Below are 18,068 nucleotides of genomic sequence, written 5' to 3' on the forward strand. Positions count from 1 at the left end.
GGATTGATGACAGGATACCGATTACCCTGGTTTAATGAGCGCCCCGATGGACTGTCAGATTATTATCTAAGAAGCACAATTTTTATGGCGGAGTGGAATTGCTCGCTGCGCAACCGGAAGAAATAAATGCCGGATGCCACTTCCCTGCCGTTGCTGTCACAGCCGTCCCAGATTATGCTCTGCCGTCCGGCCGGCACCATCCCGACCGTCCAGCCGCGAACCATCTGACCCAAAAGATTAAAGATTCCGATTTCGACGGCAGTCTTTCTGGGCACAGCGAATTCTACCCTTGTTGTCTGGTTGAAAGGATTGGGATAATTCTGATAGAGAGTAAACTGCTCTGGCATCAAAGGAAGGGTGTTATCGTCAACCGGTGTGGTTTCGCCCTGAATCTTTGCCAGGTAAAGGTCAGAACCGCCGGAGCCAAAAGAATAGGTGTACCCTACCAGAATATAATCGCGGGAGCGGTCCTGGAAGACCATCCGGCCGTAGTCAGCCTTAGCACCACCATAAGCGCGAGCCCAGATCTGGTCGCCTCCAGGATTGACACGAACGGCATAGAGGTCAATCATACCTGCCCCGTATGATTCAGTCGTGCCGGTCAGAATATAGCTGCCGTCGCGGGTGGCAAAGATAGAGTAAGCGCGGTCATCCTTACTTCCTCCAAAAGTTTTTTCCCAGAGTTTAGTTCCGGCGGCATCGACCTTCAGCAGGTAAAAATCGGAGTAACCGGCGCCGAACGAGGCGGTGGCGCCGGCAATAAGAAAACTGCCATCCGGTGCGACCTCGATGGCGCTTCCAAAATCGGCCGCAGACCCTCCATAATCTTTTGCCCAGAGGGAATCACCATTAGCGTCGGTTCGGACCAGATAGACACTGCTATACCCGGTGCCGAATGAACCGGTGGAACCGACCGCGACATATCCGCCACCGACAAGTTCTCGCACGGCCGCGCCAGATTCTCCGCCGGGGCCGCCAAAGGTTTTGCTCCAGAACGTTTGACCAAGAGAGTCTGTCTTTATCAAGAAGAGGTCAGAGTATCCGGCGCCGGTAGAGCTGCTGTTGCCACAGATAATGAAACCGCGGTCTGAAGTCTGACGAACCGACCAGCCTTCGTCGTCCTCAACGCCGCCGTATGTCCGCTGCCAGAGAAGATTCCCGGATGAATCGGTCTTTATCAGGTAAATATCTTTTTTGCCGCCGCCAAAAGATTTGGTGGAGCCGACCAGAATGAATCCACCGTCATACGTTGAATGGATATCATAACCATATTCGGTCAGCGCACCCCCGAATGTTCGAGTCCAGATAGTGTCGCCGGCGGCGCCAATCTTGAGAAGATAGATATCGAACTCACCGGCTCCAAAAGAGTAGGTGCTTCCTATGACCAGGTAAGAGCCGTCATCAGACTGCACGGCGGCGTACCCGCCCTCATTATATATGCCTCCGTGCGGAATACCCCAGACCAGTGTCTGAGCGCTCAGGCCGGATATTAGTACTAACAGAAGAAAAATAAGAGAAGAGAAAATCTTCTTGAGCAAATCAGTATGTCGCGTCAATGACATAAAATTCCAATTACAGATTTCTCTGTCCAAAAATTGAACAGGCTACTTTAACCGGAGTATCGGATTTTCCCCCCACTACTTTAGCGTCAGACTCGATAATTCTATTGCTTCATCTGAAATGAAGTCCTTAAACCGCAGCAATTAATCACTTCATTTTCGAATCTAAATGGCTGATTTCCGACCGGCAGAACGGAGGTATTTTTTTGTGATGGCGCGTAACTTTATACAGCCAGAGAAGTTGGCATTGTTCGTATGGGGAATCTCCCCTTCCGCATCACTCAAGAATACTGATTCAACATCCCCCTTATTCACCTAAGACTATTAATAGCATAGAATTATATCAACTTGGGGCGGACGGCATCAGGATTGCCATAAATTCAGATGCAGAGGAACCAAGCCAATATCAAGGAGGAAATGATGTCGCGATGGACATTCATTAAAGCAGTCAATTTTGTCTTTCTGGCGGCAATATTATTTTCAGTACCGGCGAACGGTCAGGAGCGGGGGGTAATTCATGCCACAGCAACAGTGCTACCCGCTATCAGAATTACCGGACTGAATGATTTGCGATTCGAGACGGTTGTCCCTGGAGTTGATAAGTCGGTAGATAAAGCCTCCATCGGCTTCGCCGGCGCCTTTGAGGTTATCGGGCATAACTCTGCCGAAGTCAGTTTTGATTTTGAACTCCCTCCAGCGCTCTTGCTCGATTCGACCGGATTTATGAATGTCGACTTCAGCAGTACTGACGCCTCGTATGATGACGGCAGCGGCGGTGGGCAGGGGACACCGGCCGGCGTCATCGACCCAAACGGACCATTTACCCTTCGTCTTGGTCCGACCGGACGATTGGACCTATGGATTGGCGGAACGGTGCATCCGACCATTACACAAACCGGCGGTGATTACTCTTCTGAGGTTACTTTGACTGCCATCTATACCGGTAATTGAGAAGAGAGAATTATCAACAGGGGAAACGGATATTCTTCTGATTATAATTTAGCGGCTCGACATGTGGATTTATAAATTGACTTTTATTCTCCGGTGCGATAGGTTTTTTATATGCGCCGGCGATTTGGCATTTCGCAAAGGGTCTTGCTCTCTCTATTTCTGGTCTGGGGATTTACATTCTCTGCACCCAGGGGACAGAGTATTACCGTAAATAATGACCTCTCCTTTGGTGATGTTTTCCCCGGTATCCCAAAGTCGGTCGCGAAGACTACGCCCGGGTCAGCGGCCGAATTTTTGGTCAGCGGAACGGCCGGCTCGGAGGTCAGCATCGATTTCACCCTACCGACATATATGAATTTCGGGGGGTATAATATGCAGTTAATATTCAGAGACAACGATTGTGCTCTGGATTCGAGCGCGGCGCCGGATCAGACCGCTCCCGGGGCGGACAATCTTGACCCCTGGCATACCATTACCTATCGGCTTGGCTCCAATGGACTCACCCTCTGGCTGGGGGGGACAGTGGTCCCCCGCCTGAATCAACGTCAAGGCAGCTATTCGGCGCTTATCGTCCTGACCGTTGCCTACACCGGAAATTAGCGATAATATTTTGTATATCAATCAGATAGGCAGGCTTCCCAGGTTTCATTAATGGCTCTTTAGCCTCCAGGTCACGACTGCTTCTCTTTTTAATCAGTATAGTATCCCCGATTTTTTTGTCCAAATTTTTCGCAGTTACGGTCAAGTAATCCAATGGAATGTCGATTATAAGTCTGAATAGATATGTAAACAATTTGGACAGATTCTTCTAAGATAGTTATAGAAGGGAGTTGTCTATGCAGTTCATTTCAAGGATGAAATTTTACCGCACGGTCACTTTCATCCCGATTCTTTTGATGGCGCTTTTGCTGCCGTTGCTTGCCAGCGGTCAGGATGTGGCGGTCGGTCAAGCCACCGCCAATGTGCTGACGATACTGACGGTTACGGCAACACAGGACCTGGACTTTGGCAATGTCCTGCAGGGGGTGCCGAAAAGCCAGCCGCGCAACGATGATGACAGTTCAGGGATTTTTACCATCACCGGCGCGGAGGGACGGGAAGTTTCGATGCATCTCCAGTTGCCTGATTATCTCTGGAACAGCACAGGTCAGGATCGGATGGTGATAGCCTTCAGCACTGCCGATGCGGCGATTGACAGTTCCGCGGCGGGAACGCCCGGCACACCGGGCGGCGGCGCTCAAATAAACCTCGACCCGCATAACCTTCCCGATTTCGGGATTGGCAATGCCGGGCTGCGGATTTATCTGGGCGGCACGGTCTTCCCTACCGCCGACCAGAGGGCATCGGCTTACAGCGCTGATATAGTTTTGACAGTCGCTTATACCGGAAGCTGATTGTCTGACGAATTTGGGAGTAAGATTACACTTAACGCATACAGTGAGGTCTAAGATGAGAAAGAGTTTACTAATCACAGGCGCAGCGGCCCTGATAGTGGTCTTATCGGCGGGGCTGGCGACGGCGCAGGATGTCACCTCCGGTCAGGCGACGGCGAACGTTCTGGCCGTATTGACCGTGACGGCAACACAGGATTTGGATTTTGGCAACGTGCTTCAGGGTGTCCCGAAAGCGCAGCCGCGGACTGACGATGACAGCGCCGGTGTCTTCACGGTAACCGGAGCCGAGGGTCAGGAAGTGTCGATGCATCTACAGCTGCCGGACTACCTCTGGAATTCGACCGGTCAGGACCGGATGGTAATTTCGTTTGGGACAACCGATGCCGCTCTCGATAGTTCCGCGGCCGGCACTCCCAGCGCTCCCGGCGGCGGCGCCCAGGTCAACCAGGACCCGCATAACCTGCCCGATTTCGGAATTGGAAACGCCAGTTTGAGAATCTATCTCGGTGGCACAGTTTATCCGACGGCCGACCAGAGAGCATCGGCTTACAGCGCCGATATAATTCTGACAGTGGCTTATACCGGAAGTTGACAATTGGCATAAAAATGCCCTGATTTTGACTAAAAATAATCCGGAGGTAAGCTGCACGGCTTATCTCCGGAATCAAATAATAATAGGATGAGGTTACTATGGATAGTGCTTCGAAGTTCTCTTCTCGCTTTTCGTTAGTTCACCCCGCACTTTTATTCACTATCATGATTTCTCTGCTCATTGGAGCGGAAAGTCTCGCCAGCGTTCTGGTCGCTCCCACGGTGGTCTTTTTATCGGATAAAGACAAGACCGGAAGAATGACCATTCAGAATCCGACCGACAAGCCCAAAGAAGTCTCGATTTATATCAGTTGGGGACTTCCCACCTCCGACAGCGCCGGCAATATCCAGGTCATCCTGAAGGACAGCGGCGTCACTGACCCGCATTCGGCAAAAGACTGGGTTAAACCGTTTCCATCGAAGATGATTCTGGGCGCCAATTCCTCGCAGGTGGTTCGCTTTCGCGCCAATCCGCCGGGGAATCTTCCGGATGGCGAATATTGGGCGCGGATAGTAGTCAAAGCCCAGGAAGGTGAAATGAATCTGCCGGTGCCATCAAGTCAGGACAAAATAACCACCAAACTGAATATGATAACACAGACGGCGATTATGCTCAAGTACCGCACCGGCAATCTGGTCTCGAAACTGGAACTGGTCAACGCCGAAGCCCGTCGCACCGACGAGGAGGTGGTGGTAACCGCCAGCTTTGAGAACAAAGGGAATGTGTCATATGTCGGGGTCCTGCGCTGCCGTCTGATGGACAACGACGGTAATCTTATTGCGGAGGACAAGCTTGATTTGGCGGTTTATTATTCTCTCACCAGAAAAGTAACTCTTCCTCTAAAAGAGAACCATGCCGGAAAGCCGCTGCGGGTGGAACTGGCAGTCAGCACCTCGGGACGGACCGATATATCCGACCAGGACTTGATTCCCGGCAATTCTCTGGAGCGTTCCCTGGCGGTCAATCAGTAGGCGAAAAAATGCCCGGACTTGATGCCGACATATCGAAGATGAGTCAAAAGGCTGCAGGCTTTGCGGCAGTAACGGCGTTGCTGGCGGTGTTCTTCCTGCTTAGCCTTCAGGCGAAGGCGGCAGAGCCGGCGGCTACCGAAGAAATCGTGGTCCGTTTCGAAATACCCAAATTCGTTCAAAAAGATATTATTGCCCATTATGGAGACAACCGCATCTACCTGCCATTGGTGGAAATCTTCTCGACATTGAATATCAATATCAAAGCCGACTTTGAAAAAGGGAAAATTGTCGGCGAGTACTTCGGCAGCGGCAGAAAGTATGAACTGGACATGACGGAGTTAAAGGCGAAATTTTCAGGGACAGAATTTCCCCTAGCGATTTCCGATTTTGTAGTCTCCCCCACGGAATTCTTTCTGGATATTGAGAAGATAAAAGAGATCTTTGGTCTGCGGCTGACCTTCAATTTTTCGGCGCTGAGCGTTTTCATGCCGCTTGACCGGGAATTTCCGGCCTATCAAAAGCTGCTGCGACGTCGCGCCCAGGAAGAGTTGAAAAAGTCGGCGCAAACCAGGAAGGATATAGTGGAACTTCCGCCGCGTCGGGAGAATCTCCGGGGCGGAGTAGCCGATTGGACACTGGTATCGACACCGCTTGGCGGGGGCGGACATTATGGCAATCTCAACGTGGGAGGTATGCTTCTCGGAGGAGATGTCGCCGTCAATATGGCCGGTGACAACCGCACCGGTTTTGACCCCAATCAACTGCGCTACCGCTGGCACTATTATTTCAGTAATAATAAGTATCTGACGCAGGGAGAGGCGGGAAATATTAATACGGTGGGGTACCTGGCACGCAGCCTGGAAGGGGTCAGTATCAGCAACCGACCGCAAACTCCCCGCAAGTTTTTCCAGTCATTGAACCTGGAAGGGTATCTGGGTGAAGGATGGGAAGTGGAACTTTATGTCAATAATGTTCTGACCGATTTCTGCTACACCGACCAGAACGGCGAGTACCGATTTATGACCGATATCCTCTATGGTTCCTCGCGCGTGATGCTGAAGATGTATGGTCCCGGCGGTGAGATTCGGACCGAAGAGAAATATATAAATGTCCCGTTCAATCTGGTGCCGCGGGGTGAAATTGAGTACACCCTGGCGGCGGGAGCGACCGAAGACCAGACCGAGGGACAGAAATATTTTCAGGGGATGGCATATTACGGAATTCTGCACAGCCTGACTGCCGGAATCGGGGGCGAAGCGCCCCTCGGTAATGAAGCGGTTTCCGATAACGCTTATGTCGGGGAAATGACTTTCCAGCCGCTGGGGAATCTGTATCTCAATGGAGTTTTTTCGCCCGACAACGCCGCCCGCTTTTCACTCGGTTACACGCACTCTTCCATGATAGGCATTACCGGCGGCTACACCAGATATTATGAGAATCCGCTGCGCAACCGCATTCGTCAGCGCGATAATACCACCGCCTCCCTTACCCTGCCGGTTAAAATCGGCGCCCGCAGAATCGGCTTGCGGTACCACTTTGGATATAGCCGTTTTCCCAACTATGAAAATATGAACATGAATTACGGGTTGAGCGGCTCCGTTTACAAATTTCACATCAACTATCTGGGCAATTTCAAGAAATCGCGAAGCAACGGACGCGACGACCGGGAGTTGATTAGCCAGGTTTTTCTCTCATCATCGCTTCTGCGCTGGATAAAACCGCAGGTGCGATTCCATTACAGCCATACCGAGAAGCGGCTATCGTCAATCGGGCTATACCTCAACAAGAGGATATTCAAGCGGGGGCAGCTGGCTATGACATTGGAGCGGAATATGATTTCCCGCAGCAACAGCATCATGTTCACCTTCAATTTCTTTGCCGGCGCCGCTGATTTCACCTCGAAGTATTACTCGGCGGCCGGCAGCGAATCATTCAGTCAAATGCAACGAGGCTCGGTTCGATTTGACCAAAGCGCCGGTTCTTTTCGATTTGACCGCCGCAATGGGCTGGGATTTGGAACGGCCGTGGTGGTTCCATATCATGACGCCAATTACAACTCAAAATATGACAGCGACGAGAGAATTCTGACCGATTTAAGAGCCAAAGTGGGAGGTGCCGCAGGTCGAAAACAGGGCGAGGAGCAGTTGTATCACTTTGATAATCTGAGGCCATATGAAGAGTATCTGGTGCAGATTGACCCAGTGAGCCTTGATGACCCGCAGCTTCGTCCGGCTCATGAAAATTTCCGCATCAATGTCAATCCGAATGTGGTGACCACAATTTATGTGCCGGTGGTGACGGCGGGCGAAGTGACCGGCACGGTCGACCGGCTTATCCCGGACGGCAGTATCGGTGTTGGGGGGATAAGAATTCTGATTGAAAATATCAGCACCGGCAAAAGATATGATATCATTACCTTCAACAACGGCGAATATTATTACCAGGGGCTGGTCCCGGGAATGTACCGCGCCTTCATCGACCCCGAGCAGCTGAGTACTTTCGGATACAAAGCGGAGCCGTCGGAAATCCCCTTTCAGATTCAAACCATAGAAGGGGGCGACTATGTTGACGGCATAAATTTCCTGATTTCACCTGAATAGAGATTCTTCAACATATACCGGGCTGAGCTACGTGTAATCGATTTCATATTCCATTTTCAGGATTAAACCGCGGCAATAAATAATTCTTCCTTCGGTGACGGAATATTCTCCGGAACCTGAGATGCAGAATTGTGGTTTAATCAATAAACCTGGATTTAGGGTTAAATCGACCAATATTTATTGGAGGGAATGCCATGAACCGACCGGTTATGGCGGCGCGCAGCGCCATCGCGCTGGAACTGGAGCCCGGCAGATACTTCTGGTGCCGGTGCGGCCGGTCACAGAATCAGCCTTTTTGTGACGGTTCTCACAAGAATGGTACCGATTTTATGCCGCTGGAGTTTATAATAGAAAGTAAACAGAGAAGAACCTTCTGCCGCTGCAAACAGACGGCCAATCCCCCTTTTTGTGACGGCAGCCATAAGACTCTTTCCCTTTGAAATTGAACAAAGAGATACTCTTTAGAGGAGAACAAGTATGAGCAAAAGATTGACACTCATGACGATTCTGGCGACGCTTCTGGCCGGAATGGCGTTTGCCGCCGATACCTACGAAATCGACCAGGCGCATTCCTATATCGGATTCAGCGTCAGGCATATGGTCATTGCGACTGTGAAAGGTAATTTTACCGACTTTTCCGGAACGATTGTTTTTGATTCGACCGACTTATCCAAGTCATCGGTAAATGTAACCATTAAAACCGCCAGTATTAATACTTATAATACTCGCCGCGATGACCATCTGCGCAGCGCCGATTTCTTTGATGCCGCTAATTTCCCGGAAATAACCTTTGTCAGTGAAAGCATTACCAAAACCGACAATGGGTATCTGGCTAAAGGGAAATTTACCATGCGGGGGGTGACTAAGGAAATAGAACTTCCCTTCCAAATCCTCGGCATCATTACTGGAAGCGACGGGAGCGCCAAGATGGGTGTCGATGTCACCCCCATTACTATCAATCGGCAGGAGTATGGCTTAAAATGGAGCAAACTGACCGAGACCGGTGGGCTGGTAGCGGGCGATGATATTACTATCGAAATCCATCTGGAACTAAACAAGAAAACGAAGTGACGATTTAATATCGAACGAGAGAGCCGGGGAAAATCCCGGCTTTTTTGTTGTCTTTCAAGTTGTAATTGCCTGCCGCTAAATCGGGTAGTACCGCTTGTAAAGTTGATCAATCTTTGCCGCCAGAATGAAATCGTTTTCGTGCAGGCCTGCGATGGCATGTGTCCAAAGCATAAAGCGGACCCGGTTATAATGAACGCAGAAATCCGGGTGATGCCCTTCCGCTTCGGCGATTTCTTCCAGTTCTCTCAGGAACGCCATCGCCTCACGAAAATTCTTGAATCTTAGTTCTCGGCGAAGACAGAGAGAATTCTTGCCGGCCGCGCAGTCTGAATCTATCTGCCAATTGCTGACTTGGGAAGCCAAAGAGGCGATTTCTTCAGATGAAAGAGGCGGAATATCACCCCGGCAGGGGATACACCGCCTCTCTCTCAGCGGGAGATTATCAGACATATTTATTTGGCGCTGAGAAGACGCTCCACGGTAGCGATAACTTCATCGCTGTCAGGAACAGTTTTGGGAGTGAAGCGCGCCGCCGGTTTCCCTGTCCGGTCGAGAATAAACTTGGTGAAATTCCATTCGATTTCGCCCGCGAAAGGCGATTCCTGAGTCAGGTAGGCATATAAAGGATGTTTGTCCTCTCCTTTGACGCTGATTTTGGACATCATCGGAAAGGTAACATCAAATTTGCTCTGGCAGAAATTGAGTATCTCCTGGTCGGTACCCGGTTCCTGTCCGCCGAAATCATTAGCCGGGAATCCCACCACCACAAAGCCTCTATCCTTGTACTTGCGATACAGCTCTTCCAGAGCGGCATACTGCTTGGTATTTCCGCATTTGCTCGCCACATTGACCAGCAAAACTACCTTACCCTTGAAACTTTCGAGGGTAGTATCGTTGCCAGCAATAGTCTTAAGCGGCAGATGAAAATAATCAATTGCCGCGGTTTTGGCTTTTTCGGTCTGCTTCATATTCTTTTCCTCCGCTTTGTCTGACGCCAACGATGAGTTGCCGCCTGCCAGAAAAAGGAGCAGCAGCAACATAGAATATACGGGACGTAATTTCAATTTATACCTCCGAATGATAATTGGACTTACTTTATCCATTATAGTCTGAAAAACAGCTGACCCCGGAGAATTGTTCCCCTATCTGAAAATGCGGCAAAAGCAATAAAGGAATTTTCTCAGCTGAACATTATTCGACCGCGAAAGGATTCCGAACCATTAGAATCAGTTACGAACCAGTCTCTAAACCGGGCAATTCCATTTTATCGCCGCTAAAGAATCTCCCGAGTCTGAGGCTCTCTTACTCAATGCGACAGGGCGTCACGCCCCCTTTGAAGAGGTACTGTATAATAAAGGTGGCGTCGAGAATATTGACAATCCCATTGCACTGGGCATCGGCCGATTCCCTGGGGTATGGTTCGGGGCCACCCTTAAAGAGGTAACTTATTATGTAGGTGGCATCCAGAATATTGATGACACCGCTTCCGTTGGCGTCGCCATTCATATAATGCCACTCCTCTTCCACTCGATATGTTGCCGTATCGACGACACCGGTGGTAGGAACGTCATAATTGTATGCAATCGTTGACTGAACGGAACCATCAATGCGGACACCAATGCTGTAGGTGGCTCCGGGAGGCGCGCCGTTCTCCGCTACGACTTCGATCCGATAACTGCCGCCGATAGGGCGCGGGATAAGCACGGAGTCTTTCTGCGGGTCATCATAACTCGCCGGAAAGAGGGTCTGTTCGAGATTGCCGGCGGCATCACGACCGATATAGAAGCCGTTGGGGTCAGTAATTCTCAGGTTCACCGGCGAATAAGCAATCACTACCAGCGGTGACGGAATCAATATAATGTTGTTGCTGAATTCCGAGCTGTTCCCCTCGGGGTCGCTGGTGAGAATTGTGATAACCGAAAACTGCCGATATGTTTTCGGTATCAGATACTGAAAGGAACCATCGATGCCGGCTGCTGCGGACCCGATGAACTGATATGCCTCGCCGTGACCGGAGGGGTCAGTCGGCTGGGCATCAACTCCTTCCGGGTGCGCCAGAAATATCTGATTAGTGCTGTTGGTGGATGATATGCCATATACTGAGAAACTGCTGTCGGGATTCATAATGACCGAATCTACTGTGGCATAATTCAGCATATTATTGGGACCGGAGTCCAGATCGCCGTCATCGTTAAGCGTAACGCCGTCATTGTTCAGGTCAATTCCGAGACCGCCATTGCCAAATATGAGATTTTCACTTAGGCTGTTTCTGATCGCCGGAGAACCGAAAACGACAATGCCGTTGCCGGGGAAGTTGCGAATCACGAGCGCCTCGACACGACAGTCGCTCCCCTCGATAATCAAGCCATCGCCTGCCGCCAAAGCGGAACCATCGAGAATGACCGACCGAGCGCCGGAGGGAGCACTGAAACCGTCGAGCCAGGTGCTGTCATCACTCAATGAAGGCAGAGGTGTTTGAAGGGGAATAGTGCCCGATACCAGAAACTGGATGGTATCGTAACCGGTCAAGAGATTCGCCGATTCAATGGCATAGCGGAGACTGCCGTACCCATGGTCATTAAGATTGGTCACCATCGTGAGCGGCTCAAACGCCACCGGAAAGCAGAGCGGGTAACCGGCCTGGGAGGCATCAATTGGTCGAGCAATGGCATCGTCAAAATACCAGCCAAAACTCTCATTGGGCTCTTCCACCGAATCGATACAGAAAGTGCCGGACTGGTCAATCTGAAAATGAAACTCGTAAAAAGCAATCGTCCCCATGTTGGCGGGAAATCCGGTGGTGGAGCCGAAAGTATGCCCGAAGATATCAGGCAGAGTGCCATCAAAATTATCCTGATAGAAGGCGTAGGGCCAATCGGAGGGGCTTCCAAAGAAGTTCCAGTAGGTTATGTCTTCAAATCCGTTCTTAAGGACAACATTGTCATATGGAGCCGGCAGAGCGCCCGAAACTGTCAGTTTTGTGATGGTGGGAATGTCCGGTGAAGTGAATTCAAGCGTCATAGAGCCACCAATCATGCTGGAGTCATTCAGATAATTCCAGAGGATATCGATATAGAATGGCTCTCCCAATCGGATAGTGGGAGTTCCGCCATTATCCCACAAGAACTGGCCCGGAATTTGGGGAGTAATGGTTAGAGTCCCCTGGGCGAAAAGATTACAGAGAGGACAAATCGAAATGGCGATTATTGCGAAAATGACATATTTAGGCACAATGGCCTCCTTTTGACGCTCGCCTGATTACAGGTTACGCCCGGCGCTCAAATTTATATTTATAGTGCGGTTCTTGCTTGGGGCTGTACCTAAAGTACATCATCAATTTAAATCATTATAGATATTTGTCAATCTATTTTGATAGCGGCACTGCTGATATCGGTCAGTTTCGCAGCGGTTGGCGTCAGATGCAAAGGGGTGCCGACACAGACCCCTAATGAGTTGTTGCACATATCGTTAGCAAGATGGTTCGCGTTGCCGACATAACAATGATGGTGATAATGGTCATAAAAAGTCCATATTCCCAAACAAAAAATCTCCGGTCTCTCTTGAGCGTAACTGAGATTTTATCAGTCCGATTTGCTACCGGAAGAGCAGGAATCGCTTTTTCAGGGTAATGTCAAGAAATTAAAATACCCCCGGCAGGACTCGAACCTGCTACCCTCTGCTTAGAAGGCAGATGCTCTATCCAGATGAGCTACGGGGGCGAATCTAAGTCAGCGGTAAGTTATGAATATTAAAGCAGTTGTCAAGACAGGAAGATTCTGGGGCGCCCCTCTTAATTCTTATTGTTGATTTATGCCCACATAAAAGTATATTTGTCCCGATATGGAAAACCAATTTATCGGCAGCTATCAAGTTCTTCGGAAAATAGGCGCCGGCGGGATGGCTAAAGTCTATCTTGCCGTTCATAAGGATGTCCCCAATCTCAAAGTGGTTCTCAAGATTCTCAGCGACCCCAGCCTGGTGGAACGGTTTCGTCAAGAGGCGGACAAATTGGCGCTTCTTGATGGGCATCCCAATATCTGCCAGATAAAGCATTTCTTCAGCCATGGCGAGGATATGGTCATCGCCATGGAATATATTGACGGGACCACCCTCGATGAAATGATACAATCAAGACAGCGGCTGGAGATTCCGGAGGCGCTGAAAATCATATCGGAAGTGCTTGATGTGCTCGACTTTGCCCATCGTAAAGAGATCTATCATCGCGATATAAAACCGTCAAATATCATGATCGATATCACCGGCCGAGTGAAAATCATCGATTTCGGCATCGCCAAGGCGAAGACCGACCCGAACCTCACCACAGCCGGATTTGCCTGCGGGACCCCCGCCTATATGGCGCCGGAGCAATTCACCCCCAATGAGAAGACTGATTACCGTTTGATAGATGTTTACGCCGTCGGCACGACCCTTTTCTATATGCTGACCGGAAGCATGCCGTTTGAAGGGGATAATGAGTTCGCATTGCGAGACGCTAAATTATTCAATGACCCGCTCAAACCGCGTCTGCTTAACCCGGAAATCTCCAAACCGCTCGAGGAGATAATCCTGCGCGCCATAGAAAGAGAGCCGCAAAGCCGCTTCAGCGCTGCCGCCGATATGAGGGAGGCGGTCGAAGAAACCCGCCGCAATATTACCAGCCCGACTGTTGAAGGGGCTGCCACTACCGGCAAAACCGGCCGCCAGCCAAAATCGAAAAAAGTGGTTGTGGCGTCTGTGGTTGTGGCGGCACTGGCAGTCCTCAGTCTTGCCGGATATTTTCTGCTTTTCCCGGAGAAGGAAATCGCTGAAACGGAATCGTCAACCACTGATGTAGCCGCCGGTTCAGATTCACTCTCCTCGGCAACAGGGATCACCCCCGCGGTGAATATTCCCGGCGTGCTGGCGATGACCGTATCACCTCGCGGCGATATCTATATTGGAGGCAATCGAGTGGCATCGCAGGTGACGCAAAATACGCTCAGGCTTGATTCCGGCAGTTATATCCTGGAAATAAGAAACAGTCAGGCGGTAAATAAAAGCATAATGGATACTTTATTGCTGCTGCCGGGCGACACCGTAAGGCGAGACTACTCCTTTCAAATGCCGGAAATTAAACCGGCCGTGGTAGAGACACCGCCTCAGGTTGTGCCGGGGACGGCGATAATCGGTTCGACACCCCGGGGGGCCTATATATTTATTGACAATGTTTTTCAGGATAAGCGGCAGACGCCGTACACCTTTCGTCTTGAGCCGGGAGAACATCAGGTCACGCTTAAAATCAATCTTGACGGCACGGAGCTGGTGCGCGACACTACTATCGTCATTAAGTCGGGCGAGACGACCAAGGTTAACATAAATTTCGAAGAATAATTACCCGAATTCTTAAGATTCGTGGTATAAAAATTGACGGCATCAATTTTTTAGAAAGGAGTCAGTGATGATTTCTATTCGGACATTTTTCAGGGTGGCGGCGCCATTGGGGCTTCTGTTTACGCTTATGGCGGCGACAAATCTTTCCGCGCAGGAACCGAATGTTGCGGAAAAAATCGGGGAAGCGTTAAAATATTACAGTGAGCTGGAATTCGATAAGGGAATCAGTATCGCCGGTGAGCTTCTGAAGCGGACCGACCTGACCCCCCGCGACAGCATCGCCATTTTCGAAGCGTTGAGCATCATTACCTACGCCAAGGGCGAAGAGTATTACCGCAATTCCATCGACTATCTCAAGAAGATTTCCGATGTCGGTCCCTGCGTGACCCACCTGCCCCAGGACATTTGGCCCAAGGAGCTTCGGGACAAATGGTACGAGATACTGAAGAACAAGAATGCCCTCGCCTGCGATGAGGATAAAAGCAGCGGCGTCAAGACCATTGCCATCATGGAATTCGACAATTTCTCGGTCGGCAAATATCAACAGGAACTGGGATATCTTTCCAAGGGATTAGCCGACTTCTTCGAACATGATTTTGGCAAAATCTCATCGCTGAAAGTTGTGGAACGAGATAAAATCGATTTCGTCCTCAAGGAGCAGGAACTTCAAAAGTCAGGAGGCGTTGACCCGGCTACGGCGGTAAAGGTAGGCAGGATTCTGGGGGCGCAGTATATGATATTCGGCAGCATTACGCAGCTTGACGACAAGAGTACCCGTATGATTGTTCGGGTGGTAAGCGTAGAGACCTCGGAAATAATCGCTTCGGTCGATAAAGAGGGAAAGCCGGAGTACGCCAAGTTGGAAAAGGAACTGGTGGAAGAGCTGGCGGCCCGGCTGGATGTGCAACTGACCGATGCCGTCAAGAATCTGCTTAAGGAAGGAGGCACCGAATCTCTCGACGCCACCACACTTTATTCTCGCGGTCTTGACTTCATGGACAAGTATGATTACAAGAATGCCTACGACTGTTTCAAGAAGGCGTACGAAATGGATAATTCTTTTGCCGAAGCCAAACGGAAAATGGAAATTTATAGACCTCTGGCCGGGTAATTCAAGATGCAGAAAACCAATAAGTTCAAGAAGTGGCTGTGGTGCCCGATTCTCCTTCTGGTAATCTCCGGATGCTCGCACTCATTATACATGCAGGGAAGCAGTCTGGCGGAGCAGGGGGATTACGACCATGCTATAGAAAAATATTATGCTGAGATTAAGGCGAATCCGGCAAGCGCCGACGCCTGGCGGGAACTGGGCATCGCCTATTACAAGAAAGGGGAGCTGATTAAGGCCGAAGACGCCCTTAAACAGGCGAATATCATCAAGCCGGAGCCTCTCGCCTACTTGTATATCGGGCTGCTGTCGGAGAAACAGAATAATATCGACGCCGCTATTGCCGCCTATTCGACGGCTCTTAATCTGAATCCTAAAGGCGAAATCGGCGGAACCCTGCGTCAGTACCTGGAGAGAATGGCAAATCTGAAATTGCAGGCGGAGATTGCCGACGCCGTGAAGAATGAAAAGGAGATTGATGCGCAATCTATTCCCTCCAATACGATAGCCGTGGTTGATTTTGACGGTACCAGTCTGCCTGCGGAAACAGCCCCGCTGGCAAGCGGTCTGGCGGAATTCACTGCTATCGACCTCTCCAAAGTCAGCGCCTTGCGGGTAGTCGAAAGGCAGAAGATAGACGCCCTCTTAAGCGAGCTCAAGCTGGCGGAAACAGGCGTTTCCGACCCGAATATAGCGCCCAGGGTAGGTCGAATTCTTGGCAGCCGCAATGTCGTTACCGGCAATCTTGTCGGAATCGGCAAAGAAGAGCTTCGCCTGGGAGGGGCCGTAGTAAATATTGCGGAAAGCTCCGCGGTTATGACCGACCCAAGTGAGGGAAAACTAAAGGGGATATTTAAGCTCCAGAAGGAGTTTGTCTTCAAAATAATCGACAATCTCAAAATCGATTTAACTCAGGAAGAGCGGGATGCCATCCAGAAGGTCCCGACTGAGTCGTATCTGGCGTTTATGGCATATTGTCGCGGGCTCGGATATGCCCGTCGCGGAATGTATAAGCAGGCGGCGCAGGAGTTTCAGAGGGCCGTGAAGATGGACAGGGGATTTCAGCAGGCGCAGAGTCGATATCAACAGGCATCAATGGCGGCGAAAGCGGGACCGGGCGGCGAACTCTCATTCTCGCAGTTTGAGCAGAGCGTTGAGAATGAAGCCCAGGGTGAACGGGGCAATCGCGGATTGGAAAGAAGACTCCGGTATGTCTTGAACAACTCCGGAGCCTTACGCAGTTCGCTGGTTGACCGCGCCAGCCAGATTCCACCCCAGGTTGACAACTATGGGCGGGTCGTAATAGGAGGGAATCTCGATGCGAAATAGAATGTTTATAGCCGCAATAGTTCTGCTGGGGATAGCATCGATTTTCTCGCTTAAGAGCGAGGCGCAGATTCTTCTGGGACAGCCGACCTCCGGCGGCGTTCAACCGGTTTTCAGTTACTGGGAGTTGAAGAACTCTGACGTCAAAATAAAACTGGCGCAACTGGCGACTCCTTTGAGCGGATTTGTCCCGCTGGGGGAGAATCTGGAAGCTACATTCTATTTTGCCGGCGCCTCCAATGAGCTGACCACTCCGACCAGCGAGTATTCCCTCTCGGGCGTGGGGGATGCCCGTATCCAGTTTAGCCGCTCTTTTTCCAACGACCAGCTGCTTTTCAGCGGCGGATTCAATATCCCGACCGGCAAAAAGAAACTTGACTTGAGCAAGGAATGGCTGGTCATCGAATATCTTTCGCAAAACTACCTTCAGTTTCCCTTTACCAAATATGGTGAAGGTTTTGGTTTCAATGCCCTTGTCGGCGGCGCCACCATGCTGGGGAAAATTCGCTGCGGCGGCGGCGCTATGTTTGAGTTTACCGGGGAATATGAACCATATGAAGGTCTGGATAAGTACAATCCCGGCGATATTTTTTCTCTAAACGGCGGCATAGAACTGGGCGAGAGTAACAGACTTCTCATGGCAAACGTCATTTATACTATATTCACCACCGACCAGGTCGCCGGGAAGAAGATTTTCAAGCAGAGCCCGCTTCTGGAACTTCAGACAGCGGCCTCAGCCGGGAATGAATTCGGCACAGCCGCGGTTGATATACGTTATCTTGCCCGGGGCAGAAATACCCGTTACAGTGAGGATGAATCAACCCTGGAGCAACTGAAGTTCTTTGGGAATGAGCTTGCCGCCGGTTTGACTCTGGGGAAATATTTTTCCAGAAAATGGATTTTCTCCCTGGCGGGGGAGATGAGACTTCTCGGCTCCAACGAGCTCAATTTCGGAAAGTCCGAAATTTTCGGCGTTGGCGGCGGCATCGCCAGCCGTCCGGAAGAGCGCTTTGGAATCGGCGTGGACTACCGGTATTTTACCGGAAATGTTGATGACAACCGGATAGAGCTGACCGGACATCAGGTACTGGTCAGTCTTTCAGCCAGTCTGTAGGAGGATATGATT

The 18,068-nt window shown here is 50.5% G+C and carries 17 protein-coding genes and 1 tRNA gene; 12 read left to right on the plus strand and 6 right to left on the minus strand.

What is annotated here, in order from left to right; genetic code table 11:
- Window positions 1–62: 62 nt before the first annotated feature.
- On the minus strand, window positions 63–1,562 hold the full coding sequence (locus tag AB1690_09450; protein MEW6015537.1) for a FlgD immunoglobulin-like domain containing protein: 1,500 nt from the start codon (window positions 1,560–1,562) through the stop codon (window positions 63–65).
- A 381-nt stretch (window positions 1,563–1,943) separates the two neighbouring features.
- On the opposite strand from AB1690_09450, the gene AB1690_09455 reads away from it, so the two are divergent.
- The 8 genes from AB1690_09455 (at window position 1,944) to AB1690_09490 (ending at window position 9,138) form a co-directional block, all read left to right on the plus strand.
- Window positions 1,944–2,510: a hypothetical protein gene (locus AB1690_09455; protein MEW6015538.1), complete on the plus strand. Its 567-nt coding sequence runs from the start codon at window positions 1,944–1,946 to the stop codon at window positions 2,508–2,510.
- A gap of 111 nt (window positions 2,511–2,621) precedes the next feature.
- Window positions 2,622–3,110: a DUF4402 domain-containing protein gene (locus AB1690_09460; protein ID MEW6015539.1), complete on the plus strand. Its 489-nt coding sequence runs from the start codon at window positions 2,622–2,624 to the stop codon at window positions 3,108–3,110.
- Between the two features lie 236 nt (window positions 3,111–3,346).
- Complete coding sequence (locus AB1690_09465; protein MEW6015540.1) at window positions 3,347–3,904, plus strand: hypothetical protein; 558 nt, start codon at window positions 3,347–3,349, stop codon at window positions 3,902–3,904.
- 55 nt (window positions 3,905–3,959) lie between these two features.
- Window positions 3,960–4,496 (plus strand): DUF4402 domain-containing protein, encoded by a 537-nt coding sequence (locus AB1690_09470; protein ID MEW6015541.1) that lies wholly within the window; start codon window positions 3,960–3,962, stop codon window positions 4,494–4,496.
- 98 nt (window positions 4,497–4,594) lie between these two features.
- Entirely contained in the window at window positions 4,595–5,467 is an 873-nt protein-coding gene (locus AB1690_09475; GenBank protein ID MEW6015542.1) for a hypothetical protein, read from the plus strand.
- Window positions 5,468–5,475: 8 nt separating this feature from the next.
- Entirely contained in the window at window positions 5,476–8,067 is a 2,592-nt protein-coding gene (locus tag AB1690_09480; GenBank protein MEW6015543.1) for a hypothetical protein, read from the plus strand.
- Window positions 8,068–8,261: 194 nt separating this feature from the next.
- Window positions 8,262–8,507, plus strand: a complete 246-nt coding sequence (locus tag AB1690_09485; GenBank protein ID MEW6015544.1) for a CDGSH iron-sulfur domain-containing protein — start codon at window positions 8,262–8,264, stop codon at window positions 8,505–8,507.
- Window positions 8,508–8,544: 37 nt separating this feature from the next.
- Complete coding sequence (locus tag AB1690_09490) at window positions 8,545–9,138, plus strand: YceI family protein (protein MEW6015545.1); 594 nt, start codon at window positions 8,545–8,547, stop codon at window positions 9,136–9,138.
- 75 nt (window positions 9,139–9,213) lie between these two features.
- Here AB1690_09490 and AB1690_09495 read toward each other — a convergent pair whose 3' ends face one another.
- The 5 genes from AB1690_09495 to AB1690_09515 form a co-directional block, all read right to left on the minus strand.
- Window positions 9,214–9,588: a 4a-hydroxytetrahydrobiopterin dehydratase gene (locus AB1690_09495; protein ID MEW6015546.1), complete on the minus strand. Its 375-nt coding sequence runs from the start codon at window positions 9,586–9,588 to the stop codon at window positions 9,214–9,216.
- Window positions 9,589–9,590: 2 nt separating this feature from the next.
- Window positions 9,591–10,106, minus strand: a complete 516-nt coding sequence (locus tag AB1690_09500; GenBank protein MEW6015547.1) for a glutathione peroxidase — start codon at window positions 10,104–10,106, stop codon at window positions 9,591–9,593.
- 334 nt (window positions 10,107–10,440) lie between these two features.
- Window positions 10,441–12,369 (minus strand): dockerin type I repeat-containing protein, encoded by a 1,929-nt coding sequence (locus AB1690_09505; GenBank protein ID MEW6015548.1) that lies wholly within the window; start codon window positions 12,367–12,369, stop codon window positions 10,441–10,443.
- Window positions 12,370–12,497: 128 nt separating this feature from the next.
- Complete coding sequence (locus AB1690_09510) at window positions 12,498–12,677, minus strand: hypothetical protein (protein ID MEW6015549.1); 180 nt, start codon at window positions 12,675–12,677, stop codon at window positions 12,498–12,500.
- Window positions 12,678–12,783: 106 nt separating this feature from the next.
- A tRNA-Arg gene (locus AB1690_09515) sits at window positions 12,784–12,857 on the minus strand.
- A gap of 121 nt (window positions 12,858–12,978) precedes the next feature.
- On the opposite strand from AB1690_09515, the gene AB1690_09520 reads away from it, so the two are divergent.
- The 4 genes from AB1690_09520 to AB1690_09535 all read left to right on the plus strand — a co-directional run bounded on the left by AB1690_09520 (window position 12,979) and on the right by AB1690_09535 (window position 18,056).
- Window positions 12,979–14,508, plus strand: coding sequence for a serine/threonine-protein kinase (locus AB1690_09520; protein ID MEW6015550.1), 1,530 nt, complete (start codon window positions 12,979–12,981; stop codon window positions 14,506–14,508).
- A 67-nt stretch (window positions 14,509–14,575) separates the two neighbouring features.
- On the plus strand, window positions 14,576–15,619 hold the full coding sequence (locus AB1690_09525) for a CsgG/HfaB family protein (GenBank protein MEW6015551.1): 1,044 nt from the start codon (window positions 14,576–14,578) through the stop codon (window positions 15,617–15,619).
- A 6-nt stretch (window positions 15,620–15,625) separates the two neighbouring features.
- Window positions 15,626–16,945: a tetratricopeptide repeat protein gene (locus AB1690_09530; protein MEW6015552.1), complete on the plus strand. Its 1,320-nt coding sequence runs from the start codon at window positions 15,626–15,628 to the stop codon at window positions 16,943–16,945.
- A complete protein-coding gene (locus tag AB1690_09535; protein MEW6015553.1) occupies window positions 16,935–18,056 on the plus strand; it encodes a hypothetical protein in 1,122 nt (373 codons plus the stop codon). The genes AB1690_09530 and AB1690_09535 overlap by 11 nt, the downstream gene beginning before the upstream one ends.
- The last annotated feature ends 12 nt before the right edge of the window (window positions 18,057–18,068 follow it).

The sequence above is a fragment of the Candidatus Zixiibacteriota bacterium genome (assembly GCA_040753495.1).
Lineage (GTDB): Bacteria > Zixibacteria > MSB-5A5 > GN15 > PGXB01 > DYGG01.

What these genes read in the sequence shown, in the direction of transcription:
- AB1690_09450 (MEW6015537.1), bottom strand. Translation starts at nt 1,562, where the DNA reads ATGTCATTGACGCGACATACTGATTTGCTCAAGAAGATTTTCTCTTCT.
- AB1690_09455 (MEW6015538.1), top strand. Translation starts at nt 1,944, where the DNA reads ATGCAGAGGAACCAAGCCAATATCAAGGAGGAAATGATGTCGCGATGG.
- AB1690_09460 (MEW6015539.1), top strand. Translation starts at nt 2,622, where the DNA reads ATGCGCCGGCGATTTGGCATTTCGCAAAGGGTCTTGCTCTCTCTATTT.
- AB1690_09465 (MEW6015540.1), top strand. Translation starts at nt 3,347, where the DNA reads ATGCAGTTCATTTCAAGGATGAAATTTTACCGCACGGTCACTTTCATC.
- AB1690_09470 (MEW6015541.1), top strand. Translation starts at nt 3,960, where the DNA reads ATGAGAAAGAGTTTACTAATCACAGGCGCAGCGGCCCTGATAGTGGTC.
- AB1690_09475 (MEW6015542.1), top strand. Translation starts at nt 4,595, where the DNA reads ATGGATAGTGCTTCGAAGTTCTCTTCTCGCTTTTCGTTAGTTCACCCC.
- AB1690_09480 (MEW6015543.1), top strand. Translation starts at nt 5,476, where the DNA reads ATGCCCGGACTTGATGCCGACATATCGAAGATGAGTCAAAAGGCTGCA.
- AB1690_09485 (MEW6015544.1), top strand. Translation starts at nt 8,262, where the DNA reads ATGAACCGACCGGTTATGGCGGCGCGCAGCGCCATCGCGCTGGAACTG.
- AB1690_09490 (MEW6015545.1), top strand. Translation starts at nt 8,545, where the DNA reads ATGAGCAAAAGATTGACACTCATGACGATTCTGGCGACGCTTCTGGCC.
- AB1690_09495 (MEW6015546.1), bottom strand. Translation starts at nt 9,588, where the DNA reads ATGTCTGATAATCTCCCGCTGAGAGAGAGGCGGTGTATCCCCTGCCGG.
- AB1690_09500 (MEW6015547.1), bottom strand. Translation starts at nt 10,106, where the DNA reads ATGAAGCAGACCGAAAAAGCCAAAACCGCGGCAATTGATTATTTTCAT.
- AB1690_09520 (MEW6015550.1), top strand. Translation starts at nt 12,979, where the DNA reads ATGGAAAACCAATTTATCGGCAGCTATCAAGTTCTTCGGAAAATAGGC.
- AB1690_09525 (MEW6015551.1), top strand. Translation starts at nt 14,576, where the DNA reads ATGATTTCTATTCGGACATTTTTCAGGGTGGCGGCGCCATTGGGGCTT.
- AB1690_09530 (MEW6015552.1), top strand. Translation starts at nt 15,626, where the DNA reads ATGCAGAAAACCAATAAGTTCAAGAAGTGGCTGTGGTGCCCGATTCTC.
- AB1690_09535 (MEW6015553.1), top strand. Translation starts at nt 16,935, where the DNA reads ATGCGAAATAGAATGTTTATAGCCGCAATAGTTCTGCTGGGGATAGCA.